The organism is Streptomyces sp. Inha503, from assembly GCF_047215865.1.
Classification (GTDB): domain Bacteria; phylum Actinomycetota; class Actinomycetes; order Streptomycetales; family Streptomycetaceae; genus Streptomyces; species Streptomyces lycopersici.
Map to the genome: position 1 here is coordinate 4,021,373 of NZ_CP178360.1, position 26,595 is coordinate 4,047,967.

27 protein-coding genes are annotated in these 26,595 nt (G+C 70.9%); 13 read left to right on the forward strand and 14 right to left on the reverse strand.

The window, feature by feature from the left end; translation table 11 throughout:
• Positions 1–19: 19 nt before the first annotated feature.
• From lipB to ACJX2R_RS16640, 4 genes are all read left to right on the forward strand, one after another.
• Positions 20–844, forward strand: a complete 825-nt coding sequence (gene lipB, locus ACJX2R_RS16625; RefSeq protein WP_413100728.1) for a lipoyl(octanoyl) transferase LipB — start codon at positions 20–22, stop codon at positions 842–844.
• 225 nt (positions 845–1,069) lie between these two features.
• Positions 1,070–2,020, forward strand: coding sequence for a lipoyl synthase (gene lipA, locus ACJX2R_RS16630; protein ID WP_262706009.1), 951 nt, complete (start codon positions 1,070–1,072; stop codon positions 2,018–2,020).
• Positions 2,021–2,274: 254 nt separating this feature from the next.
• Entirely contained in the window at positions 2,275–2,472 is a 198-nt protein-coding gene (locus tag ACJX2R_RS16635) for a hypothetical protein (RefSeq protein WP_020871972.1), read from the forward strand.
• 10 nt (positions 2,473–2,482) lie between these two features.
• Entirely contained in the window at positions 2,483–3,163 is a 681-nt protein-coding gene (locus tag ACJX2R_RS16640) for a DUF4191 domain-containing protein (RefSeq protein WP_138911032.1), read from the forward strand.
• A gap of 96 nt (positions 3,164–3,259) precedes the next feature.
• On the opposite strand, the gene ACJX2R_RS16645 is transcribed toward ACJX2R_RS16640, so the two are convergent.
• Positions 3,260–3,727, reverse strand: a complete 468-nt coding sequence (locus tag ACJX2R_RS16645) for an RDD family protein (RefSeq protein ID WP_262706007.1) — start codon at positions 3,725–3,727, stop codon at positions 3,260–3,262.
• Between the two features lie 255 nt (positions 3,728–3,982).
• On the opposite strand from ACJX2R_RS16645, the gene glnA reads away from it, so the two are divergent.
• A complete protein-coding gene (gene glnA, locus ACJX2R_RS16650) occupies positions 3,983–5,392 on the forward strand; it encodes a type I glutamate--ammonia ligase (protein WP_262706006.1) in 1,410 nt (469 codons plus the stop codon).
• An 80-nt stretch (positions 5,393–5,472) separates the two neighbouring features.
• On the opposite strand, the gene ACJX2R_RS16655 is transcribed toward glnA, so the two are convergent.
• Positions 5,473–6,330, reverse strand: coding sequence for a hypothetical protein (locus tag ACJX2R_RS16655; protein WP_413100729.1), 858 nt, complete (start codon positions 6,328–6,330; stop codon positions 5,473–5,475).
• Between the two features lie 296 nt (positions 6,331–6,626).
• On the opposite strand from ACJX2R_RS16655, the gene ACJX2R_RS16660 reads away from it, so the two are divergent.
• Positions 6,627–8,027: a hypothetical protein gene (locus ACJX2R_RS16660; RefSeq protein WP_413100730.1), complete on the forward strand. Its 1,401-nt coding sequence runs from the start codon at positions 6,627–6,629 to the stop codon at positions 8,025–8,027.
• A gap of 34 nt (positions 8,028–8,061) precedes the next feature.
• Positions 8,062–8,265 (forward strand): hypothetical protein, encoded by a 204-nt coding sequence (locus ACJX2R_RS16665; protein ID WP_413100731.1) that lies wholly within the window; start codon positions 8,062–8,064, stop codon positions 8,263–8,265.
• Between the two features lie 62 nt (positions 8,266–8,327).
• Here the strand turns inward: ACJX2R_RS16665 and ACJX2R_RS16670 are convergent, their stop codons facing one another.
• The 6 genes from ACJX2R_RS16670 to ACJX2R_RS16695 all read right to left on the reverse strand — a co-directional run bounded on the left by ACJX2R_RS16670 (position 8,328) and on the right by ACJX2R_RS16695 (position 14,535).
• Positions 8,328–8,918, reverse strand: coding sequence for an Ig-like domain-containing protein (locus ACJX2R_RS16670; RefSeq protein WP_413100732.1), 591 nt, complete (start codon positions 8,916–8,918; stop codon positions 8,328–8,330).
• Positions 8,919–9,281: 363 nt separating this feature from the next.
• Positions 9,282–10,643: a hypothetical protein gene (locus ACJX2R_RS16675; protein ID WP_413100733.1), complete on the reverse strand. Its 1,362-nt coding sequence runs from the start codon at positions 10,641–10,643 to the stop codon at positions 9,282–9,284.
• 123 nt (positions 10,644–10,766) lie between these two features.
• Positions 10,767–11,972 carry an Ig-like domain-containing protein gene (locus ACJX2R_RS16680; protein WP_413100734.1) on the reverse strand — a complete coding sequence of 402 codons (1,206 nt, stop codon included), beginning with the start codon at positions 11,970–11,972 and terminating at the stop codon, positions 10,767–10,769.
• Between the two features lie 483 nt (positions 11,973–12,455).
• Complete coding sequence (locus ACJX2R_RS16685) at positions 12,456–13,094, reverse strand: LysE family translocator (RefSeq protein WP_413100735.1); 639 nt, start codon at positions 13,092–13,094, stop codon at positions 12,456–12,458.
• A gap of 131 nt (positions 13,095–13,225) precedes the next feature.
• Positions 13,226–13,735, reverse strand: coding sequence for an inorganic diphosphatase (locus ACJX2R_RS16690; RefSeq protein ID WP_413100736.1), 510 nt, complete (start codon positions 13,733–13,735; stop codon positions 13,226–13,228).
• Between the two features lie 83 nt (positions 13,736–13,818).
• The gene (locus ACJX2R_RS16695) at positions 13,819–14,535 is read right to left on the reverse strand and encodes a TetR/AcrR family transcriptional regulator (protein WP_413100737.1); all 717 of its coding nucleotides are present in this window, start codon (positions 14,533–14,535) and stop codon (positions 13,819–13,821) included.
• Positions 14,536–14,654: 119 nt separating this feature from the next.
• Here ACJX2R_RS16695 and ACJX2R_RS16700 point away from each other — a divergent pair, with 119 nt between their 5' ends.
• Entirely contained in the window at positions 14,655–15,737 is a 1,083-nt protein-coding gene (locus ACJX2R_RS16700) for a medium chain dehydrogenase/reductase family protein (protein ID WP_413100738.1), read from the forward strand.
• A 44-nt stretch (positions 15,738–15,781) separates the two neighbouring features.
• Positions 15,782–16,414 carry a GntR family transcriptional regulator gene (locus ACJX2R_RS16705; protein WP_044576681.1) on the forward strand — a complete coding sequence of 211 codons (633 nt, stop codon included), beginning with the start codon at positions 15,782–15,784 and terminating at the stop codon, positions 16,412–16,414.
• Positions 16,415–16,764: 350 nt separating this feature from the next.
• On the opposite strand, the gene ACJX2R_RS16710 is transcribed toward ACJX2R_RS16705, so the two are convergent.
• The 3 genes from ACJX2R_RS16710 to ACJX2R_RS16720 form a co-directional block, all read right to left on the reverse strand.
• The gene (locus tag ACJX2R_RS16710; protein ID WP_413100739.1) at positions 16,765–17,160 is read right to left on the reverse strand and encodes a cupin domain-containing protein; all 396 of its coding nucleotides are present in this window, start codon (positions 17,158–17,160) and stop codon (positions 16,765–16,767) included.
• The gene (locus ACJX2R_RS16715) at positions 17,157–17,966 is read right to left on the reverse strand and encodes a carbon-nitrogen hydrolase family protein (RefSeq protein ID WP_413100740.1); all 810 of its coding nucleotides are present in this window, start codon (positions 17,964–17,966) and stop codon (positions 17,157–17,159) included. The genes ACJX2R_RS16710 and ACJX2R_RS16715 overlap by 4 nt, the downstream gene beginning before the upstream one ends.
• 238 nt (positions 17,967–18,204) lie before the next feature.
• Positions 18,205–19,560: an MFS transporter gene (locus ACJX2R_RS16720; protein WP_413100741.1), complete on the reverse strand. Its 1,356-nt coding sequence runs from the start codon at positions 19,558–19,560 to the stop codon at positions 18,205–18,207.
• 284 nt (positions 19,561–19,844) lie between these two features.
• Here ACJX2R_RS16720 and ACJX2R_RS16725 point away from each other — a divergent pair, with 284 nt between their 5' ends.
• Positions 19,845–20,570, forward strand: a complete 726-nt coding sequence (locus ACJX2R_RS16725) for a DUF2848 domain-containing protein (protein ID WP_413100742.1) — start codon at positions 19,845–19,847, stop codon at positions 20,568–20,570.
• Between the two features lie 108 nt (positions 20,571–20,678).
• Here ACJX2R_RS16725 and ACJX2R_RS16730 read toward each other — a convergent pair whose 3' ends face one another.
• Both ACJX2R_RS16730 and ACJX2R_RS16735 read right to left on the reverse strand, forming a co-directional pair.
• Positions 20,679–21,122 (reverse strand): SPW repeat protein, encoded by a 444-nt coding sequence (locus ACJX2R_RS16730; RefSeq protein WP_262705994.1) that lies wholly within the window; start codon positions 21,120–21,122, stop codon positions 20,679–20,681.
• Positions 21,123–21,268: 146 nt separating this feature from the next.
• Positions 21,269–21,640 (reverse strand): 5-carboxymethyl-2-hydroxymuconate Delta-isomerase, encoded by a 372-nt coding sequence (locus tag ACJX2R_RS16735; RefSeq protein ID WP_262705993.1) that lies wholly within the window; start codon positions 21,638–21,640, stop codon positions 21,269–21,271.
• Between the two features lie 133 nt (positions 21,641–21,773).
• On the opposite strand from ACJX2R_RS16735, the gene ACJX2R_RS16740 reads away from it, so the two are divergent.
• Positions 21,774–21,905, forward strand: a complete 132-nt coding sequence (locus ACJX2R_RS16740) for a hypothetical protein (RefSeq protein WP_413100743.1) — start codon at positions 21,774–21,776, stop codon at positions 21,903–21,905.
• 72 nt (positions 21,906–21,977) lie between these two features.
• Complete coding sequence (locus ACJX2R_RS16745; protein ID WP_262705992.1) at positions 21,978–22,562, forward strand: winged helix-turn-helix domain-containing protein; 585 nt, start codon at positions 21,978–21,980, stop codon at positions 22,560–22,562.
• Positions 22,563–22,687: 125 nt separating this feature from the next.
• On the opposite strand, the gene ACJX2R_RS16750 is transcribed toward ACJX2R_RS16745, so the two are convergent.
• Positions 22,688–24,895: an MMPL family transporter gene (locus tag ACJX2R_RS16750; protein WP_413100744.1), complete on the reverse strand. Its 2,208-nt coding sequence runs from the start codon at positions 24,893–24,895 to the stop codon at positions 22,688–22,690.
• A gap of 238 nt (positions 24,896–25,133) precedes the next feature.
• Between ACJX2R_RS16750 and ACJX2R_RS16755 the strand changes: the two genes are divergently transcribed.
• Positions 25,134–26,408, forward strand: coding sequence for a sensor histidine kinase (locus ACJX2R_RS16755; RefSeq protein WP_413100745.1), 1,275 nt, complete (start codon positions 25,134–25,136; stop codon positions 26,406–26,408).
• The last annotated feature ends 187 nt before the right edge of the window (positions 26,409–26,595 follow it).

Here is a 26,595-nt window from a genome sequence, read left to right on the forward strand (position 1 = left end):
GGTCGAGAAGGAGCTTGCCGTGACCGCCGTGACCACGTCTTCCCCGGGGGCGGCCCCCGGTTCATCGGCGCTTACCTACGTCCACCTGGGCTTCGGCGCGGACGCCGTGGACTACGAGGAGGCGTGGCAGGAGCAGCGCCGGGTGCACGCCGCCCGCTTCGCGGACGAGATCCCCGACACCTGCCTGCTGCTGGAGCACCCCCCGGTCTACACGGCGGGGCGGCGCACGGCCGACAGCGAGCGCCCGCTGGACGGCACCCCGGTGGTGGACGTGGACCGCGGCGGCAAGATCACCTGGCATGGCCCGGGCCAGCTGGTCGGCTATCCGATCCTCAAGCTGCCGCGCCCGGTGGACGTCATCGCGCATGTCCGCCGCCTGGAGGACGCGCTGCTGCGCACCTGTGCGGAGTTCGGTCTGGAGACCACCCGGGTGGAGGGCCGCAGCGGGGTGTGGGTGCTGGGCGACCCGGTGGACCAGCGCCCCGCGCTCGGCGGGCTGAAGCTGGACTTCGACCCGCGGCTGGAGGACGAGGAGTTCGACGCACGGCTGAACGGTCCGGAGTACGCCCCGTCCAACGCCGGGCAGCGCCGCGAGGACCGCAAGCTGGCCGCCATCGGGGTGCGGATCGCCAAGGGTGTGACGATGCACGGCTTCTCGCTCAACTGCAATCCGGACAACACCTGGTTCGACCGGATCGTGCCGTGCGGCATCCGGGACGCGGGTGTGACCTCGCTCTCGGAGGAGCTGGGCCGGGATGTGCCGATCGCCGAGGTGCTGCCGGTGGTCGAGCGGCATCTGCGGGACGTCCTGGAGGCCTCCGTCCCGCTGCCGCGAGCGGTCTGACCCTACCGGGCCGCTCCCCGGATCGCTCCGGCCGTTCCGGGACGGCCCCCGCGGGAATCCGGGACGGCCCCCGCGGGAATGCGTCCTCAAAGCGTTCGGTTGCCCTGGACGTAAATCCTTACGAACCACGGGCGTACCCTGGTGACCGCCGACGATTGACAAGCCCGCCGGCAAACTCGCCACGCCGAGCCGCCAAGCAGAGTCGAGCAAAGAGGAGTGCCGGACGTGTCCGCAGTCGCACCCGACGGACGCAAGATGCTGCGCCTGGAGGTCCGGAACAGCCAGACCCCCATCGAGCGCAAGCCCGAGTGGATCAAGACCCGGGCGAAGATGGGTCCCGAGTACACCGAGCTGCACGGCCTGGTGAAGCGGGAGGGCCTGCACACCGTGTGCCAGGAGGCGGGCTGTCCGAACATCTATGAGTGCTGGGAGGACCGCGAGGCGACCTTCCTCATCGGCGGCGACCAGTGCACCCGGCGCTGCGACTTCTGCCAGATCGACACCGGCAAGCCGCAGGCGCTGGACCGCGACGAGCCGCGCCGGGTGGCCGAATCCGTACGCACCATGGAGCTGAAGTACGCGACCATCACCGGCGTCGCCCGTGACGACCTGGAGGACGGCGGCGCCTGGCTCTACGCGGAGACCGTGCGCCAGATCCACTCCCTGATGCCGGACACCGGTGTGGAGCTGCTGATCCCGGACTTCAACGCGGTCCCCGAGCAGCTCGCCGAGGTCTTCTCGGCCCGTCCCGAGGTGCTCGCGCACAACGTCGAGACGGTGCCGCGGATCTTCAAGCGGATCCGCCCCGGCTTCCGTTACGAGCGCTCGCTCGAGGTGATCACCAAGGCGCGCGAGGCCGGTCTGGTCACCAAGTCCAACCTGATCCTGGGGATGGGCGAGGAGCGCGAGGAGATCAGCCAGGCGCTCCAGGACCTCCATGACGCGGGCTGCGAGCTGATCACCATCACCCAGTACCTGCGGCCGTCCCCGCGGCACCACCCCGTGGAGCGCTGGGTCAAGCCCCATGAGTTCGTGGAGCTCAAGGAGGAGGCGGAGGAGATCGGCTACGCCGGTGTCATGTCCGGCCCGCTGGTCCGCTCCTCGTACCGGGCCGGCCGTCTCTACCAGCAGGCCATCGAGCGGCGCAATGTCGCGGTGACGTCTCAGGCTGTCTGACTCTCCGTCCTCGCTCCGCCGTCACGTTCCGTCGGCGGTAGGCCGTGTGAGCAACACGCTGTGTGATTGCGAGCACACACGGGTTCGAGGGCTTTGAGAACGTCGCAGGTCAAGGGCGGAATACGGGCCACAGCAGGGCTTCATCGGTGTTTGACCGGCCAGTCACGCACTGGTAACACCATTGGGTAACGATTGAGCCACGCACTGCTTATACGTTGTGCGTAGCGATCATCCGCCGCTTCCGAAGGGTATCCATGCCGGCTGCGCCCGTACGCCCGTCCGTCACCGACGCGCTCCTCGTCCTGGAAGGTCTGCTGCTGCGCGGCGGGCAGCGCACCGCCCGCCGCAACGCCTGGACGGCCGTGCTCGAGGACCGGCGCCGGGCCAAGGACCGGGACGAGGCCGAACACGTGCTGGAGGCCGTGTCCACCGGGGCTTCCCAGGCCACGTAAACTTCGCTGTATGGCGAGGAAGGAAACATCCGAGAACCCCGGGCGGCTGAAGCAGATCGCCCTGACCTACAAGATGACCAAGCGGGTCGACCCGAAGGTCACACTTGTCGTCGCCGGCGTGGGGATTGTCACCTTCGGTGTCCTTCTCGCGATCGGCTTCTGGATCGGCCACCCGATCTTCCTGGGCATCCTGGGCTTCGTCCTGGCCTTCCTCGCGATGGCGATCATTTTCGGCCGCCGTGCCGAGCGGGCCGCCTTCGGACAGATGGAGGGCCAGCCGGGCGCGGCGGCGGCGGTGCTGGAGAACGTGGGCCGCGGCTGGTCGGTGACCCCCGCGGTGGCGATGAACCGCAACCAGGACGTCATCCACCGCGCGGTGGGCAAGGCGGGCGTCGTGCTGGTCGCCGAGGGCAACCCGAACCGGCTCAAGGGCATGCTGGCCGCCGAGAAGAAGAAGATGGCGCGCATCGTCTCCGACGTCCCGGTCCACGATGTGATCGTCGGCTCCGGCGAGGGCCAAGTCGAGATCAAGAAGCTCCGCACCACACTGCTGAAGCTCCCCCGGGTGCTGCCGGGCGCGCAGGTCACCGTGGTGAACGACCGGCTGCGCGCGCTGGGCGACCTGATGAGCAACATGCCGATTCCGAAGGGCCCGATGCCCAAGGGGATGCGGATGCCGAAGGGGCGCTGAGCGCCTCCCTCACCGAAACGGATGCGAGACGGCGGCCGGGACTCTCTGTCCAGGCCGCCGTTTCGTGTGTAACGCGGTTGTATTCAATCCGCGGGCTCAGACCCTGATCTGCACCGCGCGGGAGAGCCGGTCGTGCAGCCCGCGGGTGTCGCGGTCCCAGACCACCGCCGGGATGACCAGCACCAGCAGCACACTGCGCAGCACGGCCCGCGGCAGGCTCAGCCGCACCCCGCCCTCGCCGACGACCCGCAGCTTCAGCAGCAGCTTGCCGGGGGTGGCGCCGACGGTGCCCACGGTGACCAGGCTGAGCGCCAGAAAGACCAGCAGCGCCCAGTTCCCGGCGACCTGGGCGTCACGGCCGGACAGCAGCGCGTAGGAGACGAGCAGGCACAGGCCCCAGTCGATGAAGAGCGCCCCGAAACGGCGTCCCAGCGGCGCGATGGAGCCCGGTCCGCTCTCGGGAAGACCGAGGCCCTGGCCCCGGTAGCCGAAGTCGACGCCCATCTCCTCGGCGGCCGCGCGGGGCCCGGAAAGCCACGATCCGATTGCTTGCCTCTTGTCCACCCGTCTACGTTACTGCGACCGCATACGTTCCCCCGGCCGGACCCCTTCCCAGCGGTTCCCGCGACCCCATACGGCGCCTTTTCCGAGGCCACAAGGGCCCCGCGGCCACCCTTGAGCCGGTTAACCTGGGTGAAACAAATGGGTCATGCCCGGGAAATCCCGTCTGCCTATGGTCGGCGAGAGCGCGCCACCGCACATGGAATCGCGCCACCGGACATATCCCCGTCCCACCGCGGCCGGGCTAGGAGGAGTTGGATGTTCCAGAACGCCGACGACGCTCGGAAGTTCATCTCGGACGAGGACGTGAAGTTCGTCGACGTCCGTTTCTGTGACCTTCCCGGCGTCATGCAGCACTTCACCGTACCGGCGGAGGCGTTCGACCCGCACGAGGAGCTGGCCTTCGACGGCTCGTCGATCCGCGGCTTCCAGGCGATCCACGAGTCGGACATGGCGCTGCGTGCCGACCTCTCCACGGCGCGTGTCGACCCGTTCCGCCGGGACAAGACCCTCAACATCAACTTCTTCATCCACGACCCGATCACGGGCGAGCAGTACAGCCGTGACCCGCGGAACATCGCCCGTAAGGCCGAGGCGTACCTCGCCTCCACCGGCATCGCGGACACCGCGTACTTCGGTCCGGAGGCGGAGTTCTACGTCTTCGACAGCGTCCGCTTCGAGACCAAGGCGAACGAGGCCTTCTACCACATCGACTCCGAGGCGGGCGCCTGGAACACCGGCGCGCTTCAGGACAACCGTGGCTACAAGGTCCGCTACAAGGGCGGCTACTTCCCGACCCCGCCGGTCGACCACTTCGCCGACCTGCGCGCCGAGATCAGCCTGGAGCTGAACAAGGCCGGCCTCCAGGTCGAGCGCCAGCACCACGAGGTGGGCACCGCCGGCCAGGCCGAGATCAACTACAAGTTCAACACGCTGCTGGCCGCGGCCGACGACCTGATGCTGTTCAAGTACATCGTCAAGAACGTGGCGTGGCAGAACGGCAAGACCGCGACCTTCATGCCGAAGCCGATCTTCGGTGACAACGGCTCGGGCATGCATGTCCACCAGTCGCTGTGGCAGGGCGGCTCCCCGCTCTTCTACGACGAGCAGGGCTACGCGGGCCTGTCGGACACCGCCCGCTACTACATCGGCGGCATCCTCAAGCACGCCCCGTCGCTGCTGGCCTTCACCAACCCGACGGTGAACTCCTACCACCGCCTGGTCCCGGGCTTCGAGGCGCCGGTCAACCTGGTGTACTCGCAGCGTAACCGCTCCGCCGCGATGCGTATCCCGATCACCGGCTCCAACCCGAAGGCCAAGCGCGTCGAGTTCCGCGCCCCGGACTCCTCCGGCAACCCGTACCTGGCCTTCTCCGCCCTGCTCCTCGCGGGTCTGGACGGCATCAAGAACAAGATCGAGCCGGCCGAGCCGATCGACAAGGACCTCTACGAGCTCGCCCCCGAGGAGCACGCGGGCGTCCCGCAGGTCCCGACCTCCCTCCCGGCCGTCCTCGACTCCCTCGAGGCCGATCACGAGTTCCTCCTCCAGGGCGGTGTCTTCACCTCCGACCTGATCGAGACCTGGATCGACTACAAGCGCACCAACGAGATCGCCCCGCTCCAGCTGCGTCCGCACCCGCACGAGTTCGAGCTCTACTTCGACGTGTGATCGACGCGCCTCAGCCGCGCTTCGGGGCCGCCCCCCATGAGGGGCGGCCCTGCCGCGTTTCCGGGACCGCGCGGAAGGAGTCACTCGGTCCGCAGCTCCGGGATCCGCCAGGTGATCCGGAACCGCTCGGCCGGGGGCAGGTCGGCGCGACCGACGGTTTGGACGTTCTGGATGAGATACCCGAACACCATGTGGTGTGCCTCCTCGGACACGTCGTTCCAGGTGTCCGGTGTCACCGTCATGACCTCGCGCACCAGGCCCATGTCCGACTCTGCCCGAAGCATCTCCGCCCGGTCGTCGCGGCTCATCGTCTCGTCGGCGCGCATCGCACGGATCGAGTCCTGGAGAAGGTTGGGTTCGGATCGCAACCGACGCAAGATCTCCTGGCAGCCGTACCGGAACACCTCGAACGCCTCGACGGTCTCGAAGCCCGGGTTCTCATAGCCGTAGGGCGCACCGCTCTCGGCTCCCACGTAGTCGCCCTTCAGAATGCGCAGCAGGGCGCGCAGGGCGAACTCAGCGCCGGACTCCTCGATGAGCCGCACGCCCGCCCGCACCCAGTCGTCCTCCGACATCAAGGGCTCATGCGGCGTCGCGAGCGAGGGATGGATCTCAATGGCGTTGAATGGGTTGAGCAGGATGCCGACGACCTGTTCGGCGGTCCACCGGCCGTCGTCGCCTCCCCAGCCGTTGAGATCGAGTTCCCGCGCCGACTTCAGCGTGCCGGACTCGCCCTCGGCGATGGCACGCCACAGCGGCAAGAACCGAGCCTCTTCCTCCTGCGGGTCCCGGGGCGGGCTGCACCGCTCGGCCAGCACGGCGACGATGGTGCGCAGGTTCTCCCAGCGCGGCACGCGTAACCCCTGAAGGGCGGTCCGGACGCCCTCATGGCTGAGCTTCCCCGGGAGATCGTCCCGGTCCTTGATGAGCGCGCTCACCTTCCGCGGGCTCAGCCTGCCCGTCGCCCGATGCAGTTCCTGTAGAGCCTCGACCAAATCCCGGTGCGCGCCGCTCGGTTGAGGGGATGACGTAGCGATCACTGTCTGGGGACCACCTTCCGGAACACGATGTCAAGTTTTGCCAACACCTTAGGAGTCGCCAGGTCGGCGGCGTGTCAGCTTTCGCCAATTCCCCAGTTGCCCCGTCAGACGGTGACTTCCCCCAGGTGGCTGCGAGGAGCATGGAAGTCGGCGTCGATGGGGGTCGGCGCCTTCTTCCGAGGAGTTGTCCACCTATGCACATCCCTGCCTACGCCCATGCCACGATCCGCGCCGCGCTGCCGGCCATACCCACTTCACGTCACGTGGGCCGTCTTGACTGCTGTCTCTGCGACGAGCCCTTCGACGATCGTCTGCCGGTCCCGCTCGGCCCGACCGAGACGTCCGGTCTGTTCGCATGCCGCCCCTGCCTGAGACGCCTGGTGGCGCGGGCACGCCGGTCGCGCGACGCAGCGCTCGCCCAGGACGCCGAGCGCGCCCAGTCGGAATCGGCCGCGTGGACGCGGGTGCTCGCACGGCATCTGGCCGGTCTCAAGGGCGTGCGCACGGCCGCCGAGGCCGTGGCCCGGCTCGCCGAGGAGGAGAAGCTCGAACCGCGCCGGATCGCCTGGCTCCTCGTCTCACTGGAGTCGGCGTACGCCTGGGCCACGAACGACGCCCTCGAGCCGCCGCCTTCCGCGAACCCTGAAGATACGTCCCTCAAGGACGCCGACTTCCGGCTCGCCCTGGAGATGATCTCGGCGCGGGAGGCAGTGGCGGAAAGGCTCGCCTACGGCTTGATCAACGAGGGCATACCCGCCGAGCCGGAGCTGTGCAAAGAGTTCGAGTGTCCGGAGGGCTGCTCCGACCGTCACCACAGCTCGCATATCGACTGCGGACCGGACGCCATCTTCGAGGACCTAGCGGAGCACGGTGTCGTCATCGATCACCAGGATCCGCCAGTGGCACACGGTGCGGCGGGGGCGGCACAGGAGACGGCCGGACCCGATATAGCCGAGATGACCGACCAGCTCGTCGCCGTCCTGGAGTACTTCGGCGTGGATGCGAACGACACGGAGCTTCTCGTCAGCGCGGCAGCGGTGGGTCTCGTTGCCGACGCGTGGCGCGACGGGCCGCTCGACGCAATTCACGCGGTCGACCGGGGGCCGAGTGACGGAGAGATGTTCGCGCAGAGTGTCGATCTGTACCGCAGGGCTCGAGTGGCGCTCATCGCCGCCGAGGAGCACGACCCCGAGGCACTGCTCGCCTTTCAGGCCGTCGCGTCAGACGTGGATCTTCCGTGGGCGGGCGGCTCGTGCTTCACGCTGCGTAACAGCGGTGAGCCCACGGACGAGTTCGTCCAGCAGCTCGACGACCGGGTCTGGTACACCTCGGAGACCATACGGAAGCGGGGCTGGCGGGCCGGGGTCCTGCACAGAGCCGCCTCGGCCGCGGTCAAGGCTCCCGCAAGCTTCGGCATGCCAGGCTGGCCCGCTACCGTCGCCTCGGCCATAGAACGTCTCGCCGCGCTGGACCGGTCGGACGCGCCCGAAGCCCTGGCCGACCTCACGGCGGTGGAGGACGCGCTGCGCGAAGCACCCGACCGGATGGGGGTGGACGCCCTCGACTGGCTCTGCACCCGGGGCGTCCTCGGATGAGGGCTCGAAGACGGCCGGAGGGCGACACACGCTCATGAAGTGGGACGACGTGACGTTGATCGTCCTCGCGTCCTGTGGCCTCGTCACCCTGCTCCTCGCACAGATCAACGACGTGCTGGACAAGGTGCCGCAGACCATCCGGGCTTGGCGACGGATTCAGCAGGAGTTGCGTGACGGAACGGAACCCGAGAGCCACGGGACCCCGCCGGAGGCCGGGGATCAACCGATGGTCGGCTGAGCCCCGCCACGGCCCCTCGGGCGGTGGCGGGGCTCAGTGCAGGTCCACCGGTCGTGGGCGGCCTATGCGGCGGGGTTGACGGTCTGGGTGTCGGTGCCGGAGGACGGCAGGAAGCTGGTGTCGCCGTTGTAGAGGGCGGCCACGGGGACGGTGCCGACGCCCAGGGTGTTGAGGGACAGCGTCGCGACGCCCCCCGACAGCGGCTGGACGAAGGCGCCGCCACCGATGCCGCCGACGATGAAGGTGACCGTCCCGGTCGGGACGCCCGCGCCGGGGGCGATCGGGGTGACGTTGGCGGTGAACGTCACCGACTCCCCTTGCGTGGACGGATCCGGCGACGAGGACACCGAGGTGGTGGTGGCCGACTGGACGACGACGATGACGTTGGCGCCGGTGGAGGGTGCGAAGTTGGCGTCACCGTTGTAGTTGCCGAGGACGGCGTGGGCACCGACGCTCAGGGTGGAGACGGTGACCGAGGTCGTCCCGCCCGACAGGGTCCCGGTCAGGGTGGGGCCACCGGTGACGACGAAGGTGACGTCGCCGGTGGGGGTTCCGATGCCGAGCGGGATCACGGTGGCGGTGAGCGTGACCGACTGTCCGAAGGTGGCGGGGTTGGGTGAGACCGTGACCAGGGTGATCGTGGGCGTAGCCATGGGTGGCCCTCCGAGTGGTGTGGGGTGGTGGGCCGTTACTCGCCACGCATGCGGGAACGGGGCGCGGCGGCGCATCGACGGTCAGGGGTGCGCGCATACGGCGGTCCACGCGGGGGCATCCCGCGTCGCCGTCCCCCGGCAGATGTGGAACCCACCGGTCTGTAGCACCAGTAGGCGCGCGACTCGCCGCCGGCCGCCAGAGTTGTGCCGCCCAATTACCCCGGATGGCGCAGCGCTCGGCGGCCTTCCCCGCGCAGATCATCCGGCCCGTGCGGCGCGCGCCAGCCGGGGTCAGGGCCCCGCGTACGCACCGCGCACGGGGCGGGGGACGTGGTGCCTCCGCGTCGGGTGGCGGCGCGGGGGTCAGCCGTCGCCGAAGCCACCGCCGAAACCGCCGTCGAAGCCACCGCCGTCACCGAAACCGCCGCCGAAACCGCCGTCGTCGAAGCCACCGCCGGAGTCGCCGCCGTCCCCGCCGTCGCCGAAGCCACCGTCGAACGCGCCGGTCCCGTAGTCGGGGCCGAGGGATCCGCCCAGCAGGGTGCCGACCAGCAGCCCGGGCAGCAGCATCGAGCCGTAGCCGCCGAAGTAGCCGCTCGCCCAGGGCCCGTAGGCCGGACCGGCGTCCCAGTACGGGCGGCGCCGGTCGCCGCCGACCGGGACGGTGCGGGCGTCCGGGTAGCGGCCGTCGTCGATGCGGGTGGCGTCCGCGGCGCAGGCGGGTACGGAGCGCTGGGCGCCGCCCGGGGGTGCCCAGGGGACGTCCCGGACCGAGGGGCCGTGGCGCGGGTCGAAGAAGCACGGTGGGCGCCGCTGGGGCAGCGGGCCGCCCTCGCCGCGGGCTTCGAGCACCGCCAGCGCGAAGCGGCCCTCCTCCAGCGCCTCGGTCACCGGCCGTACGTCCTCGGGCCGCCGGGCTGCGGCGGACCTGGCCTTCGCCTCCTCGTAGGCGTCCAGGGCGCGGCCGTAGTCGTCCGCCATCTCGGGGGTGGACGCCGGGTCGGCGGGGTCGAAGCGGGTCCCGCTGAGCCTCTCGCCGTACGCGGTGATGTCCTCCTCGACCGCGCCGCGCACCTGCTCCAGCTCGGCCCGTTCGCGCTCGCGGCGCTGCTTGCGGGTGCGCCGCAGCATGTACAGGCCGCTTCCACCGACGGCGGCCAGGACGATCAGCACCGCCACCGCGTCCCCCACCGACAAGGTGGAGCCCCGCGCGCCCTGGCCGCCGTCGCTCCCCTGGCCGGTCCGGTCGTGGATCGCGGTGGCCGTGTCGGTCACGAAGCCGTTCAGGACCGCGGCGAGGTCGTGCGGGTGCTGCCGCAGGTTCCGCTCCGCCAGCGCCCGCGAGGTGCGTCCGGGCAGCACGGAGGTGTCGGAGGCCGCCCCGAAGGAGGAGCCGAGTGCCACCACGTAGACGCCGGGGCGGTCGACGGCGGCGCGCAGCCGCCCGAAGACGCGCTCTCCGCCGTACGCGGGGTTGTCCGGCAGAACGGCCACGTAGACCGGCACATCCGCCGTGCGGATGTGTGCCACCAGGGCACGGGCCTGTCCGGGGCTCAGGGCGCCGGAGGCCCCGGGATCGACGTACACGGGGCTGCCGCGCAGCGCCTTGCCGATCTTGTTCACATCCGTTTCGGCATGGGCGCCCCCGGCGGTGAGTACCACCGCCGTCAGGGCGACGAGGACGGCCAGCAGGAGCGTGCCCCATCGTGGCGTCTTGCCGGACACACTTCGTGTTTACCCCCATACAGGGCACGTATGCGCCGGGAACCGGGATGTGTCCCTCGGCACCGCATGGCTGGGCCCCGCCACCGCCCCTCTCGGGCAGTGGCGGGACTCAGTGCTGTGCGATCAGGTCGTGACCGTGGCCTGGGCGCCGGTGACGACCTGTGTGTACTCGGCGACGCCCGAGGCTCCGAAGTTGGCGTCGCCCGAGTAGACCGCGCTGACGCTCCAGTCGCCTTCCGACAGGCCCAAGGTGAGGAAGGCGAATCCGAAGGCGTCCACGGGCACGTCGGTCTCGATGATGGCCGCACCGGTCATGGTGAAGGTGACCGTGCCCGTCGGGGTGCCGTCGCCGGGTGGGACGGCTTCCACGAAGGCGACGAAGTCGATCTCCGTGCCCTCCGGGGCCGGGTTGGGGTTGGAGCTGATCGAGGTCCTCGACACCGCCGGGTCCACCACCTGCGTCAGCGTCGCCGACGACGACGCGGCGAAGTTCGTGTCACCGCTGTAGTTGGCCGTCACGGTGTGCGAACCCGTGCCCAGGCCACTGGTGATGAACGTCGCCGTGCCGCCCGAAAGGGGCTGGGTGAACGAACCGCCCCCGCTACCGCTGATCACGAAGGTGACCGTGCCGGTCGGGACCCCGGTGGCGGGCGTGTTCGGCGTGACCGTGGCGGTGAACGTCACCGGCTGCCCGAACGCGGACGGGTTCACCGAGGACGTCAGCGTCGTGGTCGTGGCCGCGGGCCCGGGGGTGACCGTGTGGGTGTCGGTGCCGGTGGACGACAGGAAGTTGGTGTCGCCGCTGTAGATGGCGACCACGGTGTGGGTACCGCCGCCGAGGGTGCTGAGGGTGAGCGTGGCCACGCCGCCCGACACTGGCTGGGTGAACGTACCGCCCCCGCTGCCGCTGATGACGAAGGCGACCGAGCCGGTCGGGACGCCGGTGGCGGGCGCGACCGGGGTGACCGTTGCGGTGAACGTCACGGACTGCCCCAGCGTCGAGGGATCCGGCGCCGACGTCACCGATGTCGTCGTCGACGCCTGGATCACGACGACGGCCGTGGTGCCGGTGGACGGGGTGAAGTTGGCGTCGCCGTTGTAGGTGGCGGTGACGATGTGGGTGCCGACGCTCAGACCGCTCGCGACGACCGAGGTGGTCCCGCCGGAGAGCGTCCCGGTCAGGGTGGGACCGCCGCTGACCACGAAGGTGACGGTGCCCGTGGGCGTTCCGGCGCCGACGGGTATCACGGTGGCGGTGAGCGTGACCGACTGCCCGGACACGGCGGGGTTCGGTGCCGCCGTGACCAGGGTGATCGTGGGTGAAGCCATGATGGCCCTCCAAGTGGGTGGAGTGGTGGGCCGTTGCTCGCCACGCGGGGCCGTGACCGCGACGCGTGGCGGCGCATCAGGGGTTGGGGGGTGCGCTTACGGCGTTCGGCGGGGGATGCGCGCCTCGCCGTCCCCCGGAAGATGTGAAACCCACCGGTCCGTAGCACCAGTAGGCGCGCGACATGCCGCCAACACCATAGATACGCCCCCGAATTACCCCATACGGTGCAGCGCTCATCCCCTCCTCCAGCGCACCTCCCACCCCATGCCCGGCGCGCGTGCACGGCCTTCAACTGCCCGCGCACGCGGGGCACGTGGCGGGGCGGGGCACGTGGCGTGGCGTGGCCCGGTCTGCCGTAGGCGCGGGAGACGACGAGCCGCAGGGTGCCCGCAGACGTGCTCCGGCGGCCGTCGGCATGGGCCAGGGCGGCGGCGGGGCGGGGCCGAGGTCGGGTTCGCCGACCCTCCTGCTGCGCGGAGCGCTCAGTCCGCGCGGCCGGTGGCGGCGACCGTGGCGCCGAGGCCGATCATGGAGAGTCCGCCGACCCCGCCGACCATGGCGAGCCGCCGCGGGGAGCGGGCGAACCAGGTGCGGGCGGTGGCCGCGGCCAGGCCCCAGACGCTGTCGGAGACCACGGCGATGGCGTTGAAGACCAGCCCGAGCAGCAGCATCTGCGGCACGACATGTCCCTGCTCGCGGTCGACGAACTGGGGCAGTACGGCGGCGAAGAACACGATCGTCTTCGGGTTGGCCACACCGACCGCGAACCCCTCCCACAGCGTCCGCAGGCCCCCGTGGGCGGGGCCGTCGCCGGTAAAGGCGGCCTGGAGCGAGCGGCGCTGCCGCACCGCCTTGACCCCCAGGTACACCAGATACGCGGCGCCCACCAGCTTCAGCGCGGTGAAGACGAGGACCGAGCGCTCCACCACCGATCCGACGCCCAGCGCCACGGCCACGACCAGCGCATACGCCCCGAGCGTATTGCCGACGACCGTGGTCAGCGCGGCGCGGCGGCCCTGGGCCAGTGCCCGGCCGACCACGAAGAGCACGCTCGGACCGGGGATCACGATCAGCAGGAAGGACATGGCCGCGAAGGCGAGCAGTCGGTCGATGGACACCATGAAGCGCATCGAAGCACGCGAACGGCGCCCGGCTCCAGCGCTTTTCCCGGTCGCGTGACGCACCGGACGCGCCCCACGATCCGCGGCGGATGGCGGCGGTCCGGCTCAAGGGCCGGCGCCGCAGATCCCGCTCAGGGGCTCTGGAACCGGCCGGTTTCGGCCGCGCGGGCGCGGGAGGAGGCTATCTCGGCATAGGCCCGGTCGCGGCCCTCCCAGTGGGAGCCCTCGACGGACTTGCCGGGCTCGAGGTCCTTGTAGACCTCGAAGAAGTGGGTGATCTCCTTGCGGTCGAATTCGGGGACGTCGTCGATGTCCTGCACGCCGACATAGCGCGGGTCATGGGCCGGAACGCAGAGGATCTTCTCGTCCGGGCCCTGCTCGTCGCGCATGCAGTACATGCCGATGGCACGGCAGAGGATCACACAGCCGGGGAAGGTCGGCTCGGCGACGGTGACGAGGGCGTCCAGCGGATCGCCGTCCCGGCCGAGGGTGTGGTCGACATAGCCGTAGTCGGCCGGGTACTTCGTCGAGGTGAACAGCATCCGGTCCAGCCGGATCCGGCCGGTCTCATGGTCCATCTCGTACTTGTTGCGGGACCCCTCCGGGATCTCCACGACCACATCGAACTCACCCTGCTCCATCGCGGCCTCCGCTCCCCGTCGCGCTCCGGTGTCCCTCCAGTGTGCGCCGGGCCCGCCGGGCGGGCAGCTCGGACCGGGACACCTCAGCCGCCCCGCACCAGGGCGTCGATCTCGGCCTCGAAGAGGACCGACGGATCGAAGCCCATGCCCGTGAACTGGCCTTGCACATCAAGGCTGATCACGCCGTGGAGCCGGGTCCAGGTGCGCAGCGCACGGCCCTTCAGCTCACCGCCGGGCTCCTCACCGGGCACCCAGGAGCCCACGCCCTCGAGATGGCGCGCCAACTCGGCCTCGAGCTCGGTGAGGGGCTGCTGCTCATGGCTCGTGGCGGCGCCGTGCGCGGTGCCACCGTGCGCGGTGGCGCCATCGGCATCGCCGACGGTGGAGCAGGCGTCGAAGATGGTCCGCATCATCCCGGCCGCGATCTCGGCGGTCTCCGGCGGCGCGTGGTAACCGGGCACCGGGGTGCCGTAGATGAGCAGATAGCGGTCGGGCTGGCGCTTCGCCCAGTCGCGCATGGCGCGGGCCATGGCGCGGAAGCGGTCGGCCGGGGCGGCGTCGGCGACGGCCTGGGCGAGGGTTTCGGCCAGATCGCGGTAGGTGTCGGTGATCAGCTCGGTCAGCAGCTCGTCCCGGCTCGCGAAATAGCGGTAGAGCGCGGGGCCGGTCATCCCCATCGCCTTCGCGATCGCGTTCACCGAGATGCCCGCCGTGCCCGACTCGGCCAGCTGGGCCAGGGCCACGGCCTTGGCCTCCTCCCGGGTCTGTTTCCGATAGCGCTCTCGCCGTGCCGTCGCCATGGACGCCCTCCCGTGCGGGTCTTCGAACTCGGACTTGACACCTTGAGAGTAACAGGTTCATTGTTTGGTTAGAAGTTCTCACAACAGCGAGGACTCCTCACTGCGAAACGAGGTCAGCCGTGATCACCGAAGTCGTTCTGCCGGGCCGGGTGGAGCCCGAAGGGCTCGAGCTCCGCACCCGCCCGCTGCCCGAGCCCGGCCGCGGGCAGGCGCTGGTGGCCGTCGAGGCGTCGGGGGTCTCCTTCGCGGAGCAGCAGATGCGCCGCGGGAAGTACTACGACCAGCCGCCGTTCCCCTTCGTGCCCGGCTATGACCTGGTGGGCAAGGTGGTCTCGACCGGCCCCGGGGTGGACCGGGCCCTGCGGGGGCGCCGGTTCGCGGCGCTCACGAAGATCGGCGGCTGGGCCAGTCACGCCCTCGTCGACGCGGGCGATCTGGTGGAGGTCCCCGAGGGGGTGGGCGCGGCGGAGGCGGAGACGGTGGTGGTCAACGGGATCACGGCCTGGCAGATGCTCCACCGCGTGGCCAAGGTGCGCCCCGGGATGACCGTGCTGGTCCACGGGGCCAACGGCGGGGTGGGCACCACCCTGGTCCAGCTCGCCCGCCACTCGGGCATCAAGGTCATCGGCACCGCCTCACCCCGCCACCACGACGCGGTGCACGCCCTCGGCGCCACCCCGCTCGACTACCGCGATCCTGATCTGCCCGCCCGGGTGCGGGCGTTGGCGCCGGGCGGGGTCGACGCGGTCTTCGACCACATCGGCGGCGAGGGCATCGTGGACTCCTTCCGGCTGCTCGCCCGCGGCGGCACACTGGTCTCCTACGGCACGGCGGCCACCCGGGACGTCCCCGGCTCGTCGCGGGCCCCGGTGCTCAAGCTGCTCGCCCGGCTGACCCTGTGGAATCTGCTGCCGAACGGACGGCGGGCACACTTCTACAACCTCTGGGCCGGGCGGCGGCGCCTGGCCGCCTTCCAGGGGCGGATCCGCGCCGACCTGGGGCAGGTGCTGGAGCTGATGGCGAAGGGCGAGTTCACCGCACTGGTGGCGGCGAGGATTCCGCTTTCCGCCGCCGCGAAGGCGATGCGGCTGGCCGAGTCCGGCACCGTCGCCGGAAAGGTGGTCCTGGTCGCGGAGGCCGCGGAGGGCTCCATGGAGGGCTCCTCGATACCCGACTCCCCCGACGCCGCCACCGGTCCGTGATAATTTTCGTATACGAGTTGTATGCGAAGCAGCATGGGGGCCCAGTGCCAGCGCAGTCCGGACGAGAAAAGGCGTACGCGTTCCTCAAGGAGACCGTACTGACCGATCCCGACATGCAGGGCAGGTTCCTCACCGAGCAGGAGATCGCCGACCGGATCGGCATCTCCCGGACCCCGATCCGCGAGGCCCTGCTCCTGCTGGCGGCCGAGGATCTGGTCCAGCTGGTCCCCAAGCGGGGTGCGCATATCGCCCCGCTCTCCGGCCGGGAGATCACCGAGCTGATGGAGCTGCGCGGGATCGTCGAGCGCCACGCCGCCGAGCGGACCATCGAGGCGGGCACGGTGCCGGTCGAGAAGCTGACGGAGCTGCTGGAGCGGCAGCGCGAGCTGATGGGGCCGGAGCAGGCCAAGGAGTTCATCGCCGTGGACCACCTCTTCCACGCGACCATGATCGCCGCGGTGGGCAATGAACTCCTCAACCGGCACTACGACGGGCTGCGCAGCCGCCAGATCCGGGCCGGGGTGGTGGCCCTCTACACCCAGACCGGCCGCCAGGAGGAGGTGCTCGGCGAGCACCGGGCGATCCTGGACGCGGTGGCCGCCGGGGACCCGGAGGCGGCCCGCGCGGCGATCAGCGCCCATCTGGGATCGACACTGAAGGTGCTGCTCGCCGGGTGAGCCACCGCCCTGGAGTCAGCCACCGCCCGGGAGCGAGCCGCCGCCCGGAGGACTCACCACCCGGGGTGAGGCACCGTCCAGAGGTGCGCCACCCGCCCATGGGCGCGCCACCCCACGAGCGCGTCACCGCCCATAGGTGCGCCACCCCAGGGGTACGTCACCGCCAGGGGCGCGTCACCACCCAAGAGCGCGTCACGCCCAGAGGTACGTCACCCCCCAGGGGCGCGCCACCCCAGCGGTGCGCCACCCCAGGGGTGCGCCACCGCCCAGGAGGGACTCACCGCTCAGGGGTGACTCACCGCTCAGGGGTGCGCCACCGCCCAGAGGGGGACTCACCGCCCAGGGGCGCGTCACCGACCGGTCGTTGTCTCCGGATAGGTGATCACCAGCATGGTGACGCCCTCCTCGGAGACCCAGGGGCCATGCTCCATCCCCGGCGGACGGCAGGCGTAGAAGCCGCGCGAGAAGGTCTCTCCCAGGGTCAGATCGCGCATGCTGCCCTCGAGGAGATAGACCTCCTCCCAGCCGTCGTGGCGGACCACCCCGGACGGGGAGGTGTCCGTCCCCGGCTCCCAGCGCACCAGGGCGGTGGTGTGGGCGCCGCTCCCGTCCGCGGCGAGGATCTGTTCGCTGACCCCCGCGGCCGCGCCCGGCGGCCGCCGCCAGGGCGCGGTGGGCAGATGGAACTCGTGCTCCGGTTTGGCCCCGGCGGTGCCGCTCATGGCCGTACGCCCGGCCTCGCTCATGACTGTCCGCCCAGCTTGCGGTTGGCCAGGACGGACACCGTGCGGCGCACGGCGGTGACCTCCTCGGTGTCCACCTCCCCCACCAGCAGTCCGGGCCCCGCGTCCAGCCGCTCCCGTACGGTGCCGTCGGGGCCGATCAGGGCGCTGTGGCCGATACCGGTGGGCGCGGAGGACGCGGCGGTCACACCGGACGCCGCCGGGTCGGCCTGGCCCACGGCCGCCAGCCATACGGTGGCGTCCAGCGCCCGCGCCCGGGTCAGCAGCTCCCACTGCTCGCGCTTACCGGGCCCCGCTCCCCAGGAGGCGGGCAGCAGGGAGAGCACCGCGCCCGCATCGGCGTGGGCCCGGAAGAGCTCGGGGAACCGTACGTCGTAGCAGGTGGCCAGGCCGATCCGGACGCCGTCGAGGTCGAAGGTCACCACCTCGGAGCCCGGGGCCACGGTCTTGGACTCGGCGAAGCCGAAGGCGTCATACAGATGGATCTTGTCGTAGGAGGTCTCCACCCCCGGGCCGGTGGCCAGCAGGGTGTTGGTCACCCGGCCGTCGGGCGCCGGGGTGAACATCCCGGCCACGACCACCAGCCCGGCGTCCTTCGCGATCTGCCGGACCTCGGTGGCCCAGGGGCCGTCCAGCGGTTCGGCGATGGGGCCGAGCCGGGTGCCGAAGCAGGCCATGGCCGCCTCCGGGAAGGCGACCAGACGCGCCCCGGCAGCCGCCGCCCGCCGGGTCTCCTCGCGCAGCAGGGCGAGGTTCGACGCCGGGTCCGGGCCCGTGGTGATCTGGCTCAGTGCGATGCGGAGGGGCATGGCGGGTGCTTGCCTCATTTCCTGGTCGGAGGGTCGGGGTGCGGCCCTCGTCGGAAGCGTGGGAGTGCGGTCGGGGTTCGTGATCCCGGCAGGGTACGCGGCCCCATCCCGCCCCTTCCCCGGTACGGCTCGCTTTACAGCTCCGCGAAGCGGGGCTGGGCGGGACGGGCAGCGCAGGACAGAAGGGGTGGGGCAGCGCAGGACGGACAGGACAGGACGGGACCGGGCAGGACGGCGGTCAGGACACGGCCGTGGAGGCGGTGTGGCCGACGGGCAGCGGCTCCGGCTCCTCCTCCTCGGCCGTCGACGGGTCCCGGCCCAGCCAGAGGCCCGCCACCGTGACCACGGCGGTGATCGCGATGTAGATGGCCAGCGGCACCCAGGCGTGATAGGCCCCGAGCAGCGTGGTGAAGAGCAGCGGCGCGATCGCGCCGCCGACGAGCCCGGCGAGGGTGTACGCGAGCGAGGACCCGGTGTAGCGCAGCCGCGGGGAGAACTGCTCGGCGATGAAGGCCGCCTGCGGCCCGTACATCAGCGAGTGGATCACCAGCGCGCCGACGACCCCGAGGGTGAGCAGCGCCCAACTGCCGTCCGCGACCAGCGGGAAGAACAGGAACGGCCAGACCCCGGCGGCCACGGCGGCGCCCACGTACAGCAGCCGCCGGTTGACCCGGTCCGAGAGCGCCCCGGCCAGCGGGATGAGCACGATCTGGAGCGAGGAGCCGATCAGCACGGCGGTGAGCGCCGAGCCGCGTGACATGCCGAGTTCCTCGGTGGCGTAAGTGAGCACGAAGACGGTGAACATCGCGTACAGCACATCGGGGGCGACCCGGCTGAGGATCGCGGCGGTCAGCGCCCTCGGCTGGGTGGTGAACACCTCGCGCAGCGGCGCCTCCGGGCGGTCCTGCGCGGCCTCCATCGCCTTGAAGACCGGGGTCTCCTCCAGCTTGGCGCGGATCCACAGACCGAACACCACCAGGAGCCCGGAGAGCAGGAACGCCACCCGCCAGCCCCAGTTGGTGAACTGGTCCTCCGTCAGCGCCGCGCCCAGCGCGGCCAGGACGCCGTTGGCCAGCAGATTGCCCGCCGGCGGGCCGACCTGCGCGGCGGAGGCGTAGAAGCCGCGCCGCCGCGGATCGCCGAACTCGCTGGACAGCAGCACCGCGCCGCCCCACTCGCCGCCGACGCCGACGCCCTGCGCGAAGCGCAGCAGCACCAGCGCGGCCGGGGCCGCGACGCCGACCGTGGCGTAGGTGGGCAGCAGCCCGATCAGCAGTGTGGCGCCGCCGATGAGCACGAGCGTCGCGATGAGCACCTTCTTGCGGCCGATGACATCGCCGAGCCGCCCGAAGACGAAGCCGCCCAGCGGCCGGGAGACATAGCCGACGGCGTAGGTGGAGAACGCCAGCAGGGTGCCGGTGGTGGGGTCCTTGGAGGGGAAGAAGAGATCGCCGAAGACCAGGGCCGCGGCGGCGGAGTAGACGGCGAAGTCGTACCACTCCAGGGCGGTGCCGGTGAGGCTGGCGACGAAGGCGCGACGGACCCCGGACCGGTCGGCCCGGGGTGGCGGTGCGCTCGATGCGGTGGGCTGCATATTCCGTCCTCGAGGTGGTGCATGAGGCTTACGGGATGGTACGTGGCGTTTTCGTAGTGATGCGAGGGGTGGGGGTTGCGCGGATCGGCCTTCCGGCATACTTCTTGTATACCAAGCGTATGCGCAACCCCTCCGGAGGAAGTTAACCGCTTCGAAACCGCGAAAAGCGCGGTCACCCGCGGCAGCGGGTGACCGCTCGGCAAGCGCAGAAATCACCGCTCGGCAAGCACAGAACCGCAGATCGCCCCCACAAGCCCCACCGCGCCCTGGAGAGCACAGCAGCCATGACAACGAAGCCCTCGCAGCCCGCAGCACAGTCCGCCCCGTCCTCGCTCACCTTCGAACTCCCCGATGGCTCCCTGCACCACGTGGAGGTCGTCCAGGTGCTCAACGCGGGCTACGCGGGACGCAGCCAGGAGGATGTGGCCGCCCATGTGGCCGAGCTCGCCGAGCTGGGCGTGCCCGCGCCCTCCGTGACGCCCGCCCTCTACCCGATCTCCCCCTACCTGGCCCAGCAGACCGGCCGCGTCAGCGTCCAGCACGCCCGCACCTCGGGCGAGGCCGAGTGGGCGCTGGTCGTGGCCGCGGACGGGGAACTGCTGCTGACCGCGGCCTGCGACCACACCGACCGGGAGCTGGAGGTCCACGGCGTGGCCTGGAGCAAGAACGCGGCCCCCGATGTGCTGGCCACCCGCGCCTGGCGGCTGTCCGATGTGGCGCCCCGCCTCGACGATCTGACGCTCCGCGCCTGGGTCACTCACGAGGGTGAGGAGACCGAGGTGCAGAACGGCACCCTGGCCGAGCTGCTGCCGCCCGCGTACTGGGTCGAGGTGCTGCGCGAACGCGGTGACCTGGTGCCCGGCACCGTACTGATCTCCGGCACCATCCCGATGACCGAGGGCGTGGACCAGTTCGCCGGGCACTGGCGGGTGGAGCTGGGCGACCCCGCCACCGGCCGGACCATCGAGTGCTCCTACGACGTGGTCCCGCTGCCCGAGCCGATCGGCTGAGACCGAGCGCACGGGCAACGCGCGAAGGCCGTCCGCCGCACGGCCCCGGAGGGTGTGCGGTGGACGGCCTCCGCCGTTGTCCAGACGGTCCGGTGATTCAGCGTCCGGTCAGGTTGATTCCCTGCCCTTCCGCATCACCATGCCGGCCGCGATCAGGCCGAACAGGCAGGTGATGGCACCCACGACGACATTGTTCACGATCATCCCGGCATCGGCGCCCCGGGCGACCACCCAGGGAGAAATGATCATCCATACACCGATCGCGGACATGGCCCAGCACAGGCTGTACATCCTCCTCGGCGCCGTGGTGAGGCCGAGCCCCAGCAGGGCGATGGTGATACCGAGGATGAGGTTGTTGACCATGAGGTTGGGGCTGGTGCCCGAGAAGTGCACCACCCAGGGAGAGATGGCGAAGTACAGACCGGCGAGAAGCACCGGCCCGTCGAGGAAGACAACGTCCCGCGCGTCCATCATGCGTGCGTAGCGCTCCCGCATCTCCGACACGTCGGGGTGGCCCGTTATATCGCCTCTCGCACGTGAGACGTCGGCCATTCGACTCGCCTCCTTCGATCCATGCAAGTCTGACCGCACAGTGCGGTAAAAACACCGCACCACCATTGTGCGCCTCGGCTTGGTATATAGGTAGATGCCGGATTCGCCCTCGAAGGTGTATCGTGCGACCCGCCGAGAAGCCCCCGTCAGGCGGGATGGACCGCCTCGTGCTTCTCGTAGCAGTCCCGGTCGAGATCCCGCACGTCGACGGTGGTCTGCACGGTCAACCCCGGCACCGGCGACACATGGGCGCGCGCCACCTCCACCACCGCGGCGGACAGCTCCCGCTTGGTCTCGGCGTCGCGCCCGGACAGGATCGACACCTCGATGTGGATCATGGCGAGGTCATCGGCGCCGTCCGCGAGATGGGCCTCCTCTATCCGCCGGAACCGGGTCTTGCAGCCCGCCACCGCCGTGTCGACGGTCTTGGCGACCACCGGGTGCAGGGCGGCACCGAAGCCGGGGCGGTCGAACGCGTCGGTCAGGGTGTCGGAGTATTCGACGACGATGTGCGGCATGGGCTTGCGCTCCTCAAGGGGTACGCGGCGGCCTGCGGAGCTTTCCGCGCGGGGCCTCTTACCGGGGCATCGTCGCACCTCTTCCCGGTCAACGGCCGAGCGCCCCGGGCCCGGTATCTGCTTCAATAGGGCCATGGCCAGCCTCCATGACATCGCGACGGGTCGTTACGACCTCGAGCCGTTCTGGCCGTCCCGGCAGGCGCACCACTTCGACCGCGAGTGTTGCCGCGCATCCGAAGCGCGGGCCCGCTCGCTCGGCCGCTGACCTCTCCGCCCGGCCGCCCAGCCCGCGCGCACGACGTCCACTGACGCCCTCTCGCGCGAAAGAGCTGACCTCATGACGAACCTCCGTGGCCTGTCGTCCGCCACCGCCCCCGCCTCCACTCCCGCGGCCCCGACCAGCCCGTCCGTCCCACCCGCACGCCAGCGGCTGCGAGCCGTCGCACCCGACGAGGTGCCACCGGTCGCCGATCTGCTGCACCCCGGCGCCACCTGGCTGCCCGCTCCCCCGCACACCGTGCCCGCACTCCCCGGCCATCCGCCGATGGTCGGCTATCTGGTGCTGGTCCCGGCCGACCGGCAGATACCCGAGGCGGCGGAGCCGCCCACGGAGGGGGTTCCGGCGGTGACGGGTGACGAGCTGATCCGGATCGACCCCGACCAGCGGACCGCCGAGATCGCCGGGCGGCCCCTGGACCTGACGTACCTCGAGTTCGAGCTGCTGAGCCATCTCGTCGCCCATCCGCACCGGGTGCACACCCGCGATCAGCTGGTGACCACGGTGTGGGGGTACGGCCATGTCGGCGACGGCCGGACCGTCGATGTCCATGTGGCCCGGCTGCGCCGCAAGATGGGCGCCGAGCACCGGGGGACGATCGTGACGGTGCGGCGGGTGGGGTACAAGTACGTGCCCACCGTCTGACCACTCTCGTCAACCCGTGAACGCCCGCCGTGCCGGGCAGGCCAGGAGCCTGTCCGCCACGGCGGGCGTCGTGCGGTGCGGATCCGAGACCCCAGCGGATCCGGGACCCCGGCGGATCCGGAATCTCAGCGGCCCGCACCCACCAGCGGCGGCCGCGGCCGCTCCACCGGCTCCTCGCCATGGCTTACGTTCGGCAGCCACCGCAGGGCGCGCGGCAGATACCAGTTGCGCTCCCCGAGCAGCGCCATCACCGAGGGCAGCAGCACCATCCGCACCAATGTGGCGTCCACCAGCACCGCGACCGCGAGCCCGACGCCCATCTGCTGCATGTCCTGCATCCGCAGCAGCGCGAAGACCGCGAAGGCGGCGACCATGATGGCGGCCGCCCCGGTGACCGAGCCCGCCGTCGTCCGGATGCCCTCGCGGATCGCGTCCCGGGTGGCGAGCCCCCGCTCATGGGCCTCCCGGATCCGCGAGACCACGAACACGTGGTAGTCCATCGACAGTCCGAAGAGGATGACGAGGACGAACAGCGGCATCCACCCCTCGATCGCCCCGGCCGGTTCCATCCCCAGCCACTCCGCGCCCCAGCCGTGCTGGAAGACGGCGGTCATCGTGCCGTACGCGGCGCCCACCGACAGCAGGTTGAGCAGGATGGAGACGATCGCGATCGGCAGCGACCGGAAGCAGAGCAGCATCAGTACGAAGGTCACGGCGGCGATGAAGAGGAAGACCGGTGCGATGTCGGTCTTCAGCTGGTCGTTGAAGTCGCGGCTGGAGGCGAGCTCACCGGTCACGTACGCCTGGTCGGAGACCGGTCCGAGGATCCTCGGCACCAGATCCTCCTTGAGGGTGTCCAGGGCGCGCCGGGAGGTGGCGTCCTGACCGTCCCCGGCCAGCGGCACCTCGATCCGAGCCACTCCCTCCGTACGGTGCGCCTCGACGTCGACCGTCTTCCCGAACCGCCCGGACGCGGCGAGCTCCTTCCTGAAGTCCGCCACCGCCGCGTCGAAGCGGGCGGAGCCGACCCCGTCGGAGCGCAGCACCACCTCGGCCGGGGCGGGGCCGCCGGGGAAGGAGCCGGTGATCTCCTGGTACGCCACGGTGATGGCGGCGTCGGAGCCGAACTGCTTCTCCAGGCCGAGCTGTTCGGTCTTCATCCCGAGGGCGGGCACGCACAGCACCAGCAGCAGCGCGCCCGATACGGCGGCGAACAGCTTCGGCTTGGCCAGGACCGGCCGCATCAGCCTGCCGGAGAGCCCACCGCCGGCGTGCACGCCCTTCCGGGCACCCTTCTTGGGGCGGCGGTTCAGCAGCGGCACCCGCCCGGCGTCGATCCGGTCGCCCAGCCAGGACAGCATCGCGGGCAGCACGGTCACCGAGCCGAGCATCGCCATCAGCACGACCAGGATGGTGGCGACCGCGAAGCCGTGGAACAGCATCAGCCCGGACAGGAACATCCCGGACATCGCCAGCATGACCGTGACCCCGGAGATCAGCACCGCCCGGCCGCTGGTGGCGGCCGCGATCCGCAGCGCGGTCCCGGCGTCCCGGCCCGCGGCCCGCTCATCGCGCTCCCGCCGCAGGTAGAACAGCGAGTAGTCGACGCCGACCGCCAGGCCCACCAGGAACATCACCGAGTTGGTGGAGTCGAACAGGGGCAGCTGATGGCTGACGAGGGCGAGCAGTCCGAAGGTGCCGACGCAGGCGGTCACCGCGAGCAGCACCGGCAGCAGCGCGGCCACCAGCGCCCCGAAGACCACCAGCAGAATGCCCAGCGCCAGCGGTACGGCGGTCAGTTCGGCCTTCTTGAAGTCGTCGGTCAGCATGTCGTCGAGCCGATGCTGGGCGGTGGCGTCGCCGAACTCGTAGGCCACGACGCCCCGGTGGTCCGATTCGGTCTTCTCCACCGCCTCGACGACGGGCCCGGCCCGCTTCCCGGCCGTGTCCGGGTCGCCCTTCATCTCAAAGCTGATCAGCGCCTCCCGCCCGTTCTCCGAGCGCACCGGGGGCTGCACGCGCACCGTCTCGCCCGTACGCTCCAGCCGCGCCGAGAGGTCGCGGGCAGCGTCCCGCCAGCCGTCCGGGCGGTCGCTGCGCAGCATCACCATCTCGCCGGCCGGGGTTTGGAGGCCCGCGTCCTCCAGGATCTTCTCGGCGCGTGCGGAATCGCCCGTACTGTTCTCGGAGTTGGTCATCTGCCGGGACCCCGACATTCCCCCGACCACGGCGACGACCACGACGAACAGCAGCCATCCGGTGATCGCGGTCTTGCGGTGGCGGGTGGACCACCCGCCCAGCCGCACGGCCAGGCCCTTCCTCGTTGCGCTCATGGCGTCTCTCCCCGTGAGGTACGGACGGAACAGGTCATGCCACGACGCTAGAAATCCGCAGGTCCGCGCCCCAGCCGGGCAGCCACCCTGTCGCCGAGCCATAGGGCGAGGCGGGGAGGTGGTGCCAGGTACACCCCGGGACGGTGTGCGGCCCCCGTGTCCGGGCGGCGGGCCGCTGACACACTGAGATGGCCCGCCGGTGCGGGCACGACATTCCGACCAGCGAGGGGGAAGCCGGATGAGGGCACGTGGAGCGCTGACGGCCTGCGCACGGGGGTTCGCCGTCTCCTGGCTCGCGCTGGTGTCGATCACCCTGTCCGTGCTGACGATCGTGTCGATCAGCTTCATCCCGCTGGGCATCGGGGTGTTCACCACCCCTCCGCTGATCCGCGCGGTGCGGGCGCACGCCAATCGGCGCCGGCTGCTGGCCGCCGCCTGGTCCGATGTGCGGATCCAGCTGCCGTACCGGCCGCTGCCGGCCGATCGGCGCTCCGGGGTCACCGGCCAGGTGGAGCTGTGCACCTTTCTGCTGAAGGACCCGGCCACCTGGCGCGATCTGCTGTGGCTCCAGGTCGACATGACCGCCGGGTACGCCATCGCGCTGCTGGCCTTCGTCTTCATGCCGTACGGGGTCGAGGGGTTCGTACTGGCCGCCGGGGTGTGGCAGCCGATCGTGGACGCGGGCGGCACCTACTGGTACGCGTTCCTGCCCATCGACTCGCTGGGCACCGCCCTGCTGGCCGTCCCGGTCGGCGTCGGCTTCATCGCCCTCGGCTCGGTCCTCTCCCCCGTCCTGCTGCGCGGCCACTTCCTGCTGGCGCGCTCCTTCCTGGACCCGACCCCGCACATGGCGCTCGAACAGCGGGTGCGGCGGCTCACCGAGACCCGGCACGACGCGGTGGACACCTCCGCCGCCGAACTGCGCCGCATCGAGCGCGATCTGCACGACGGCGCCCAGGCCCGGCTCGTGGCGATGGGCATGAGCCTGGGCACCGTGGAGGCGCTGATCGAGAAGGACCCGGCCAAGGCCAGGGAGCTGCTCGCCGCGGCCCGTACGAACTCCGCCGAGGCCCTGGCCGAGCTGCGCGACCTGGTCCGCGGCATCCATCCGCCGGTACTGGCCGAGCGGGGACTGGGGGACGCGGTGCGCGCGCTGGCGCTGCGGATGGCGGTGCCGGTGGAGGTGGACGTGGACCTCACGGGCCGCGCCGACGAACCGGTCGAGTCGGCGGCGTACTTCGCGGTCAGCGAGGTGCTGACCAACGCGGCCAAGCACGCGGGCGCCTCGCGGATGTGGCTGGACATCCACCACCAGGACGGCATGCTGCGCATCACCGTGACCGACGACGGCCGCGGTGGCGCGGAGATCACCCCGGACGGCGGGCTGAGCGGCGTCGAGCGGCGGCTGGGCACGTTCGACGGGGTCCTCGCGGTCAGCAGCCCTCCCGGCGGGCCCACCATGGTGACGATGGAGATCCCCTGCGCCCTCTCGGCGCAGGGCGCCGCCCGATGACCCACCGCCGGGGAAAGTCCGGCGGGCCGGGGGAAATCCGGCGGCGGGACGCGCCGCGCCGGTGTTAGCGTGCCGATGCCGGCCGCGGGACTCCGGTGCGACTTCCGGAACCCGCCTGCTAAGCGACGATTCGCAGTTCGTGCCCCCATTCCCCGGCCGGCTCCCGCACCCCGTCGCCGGAGGCCCC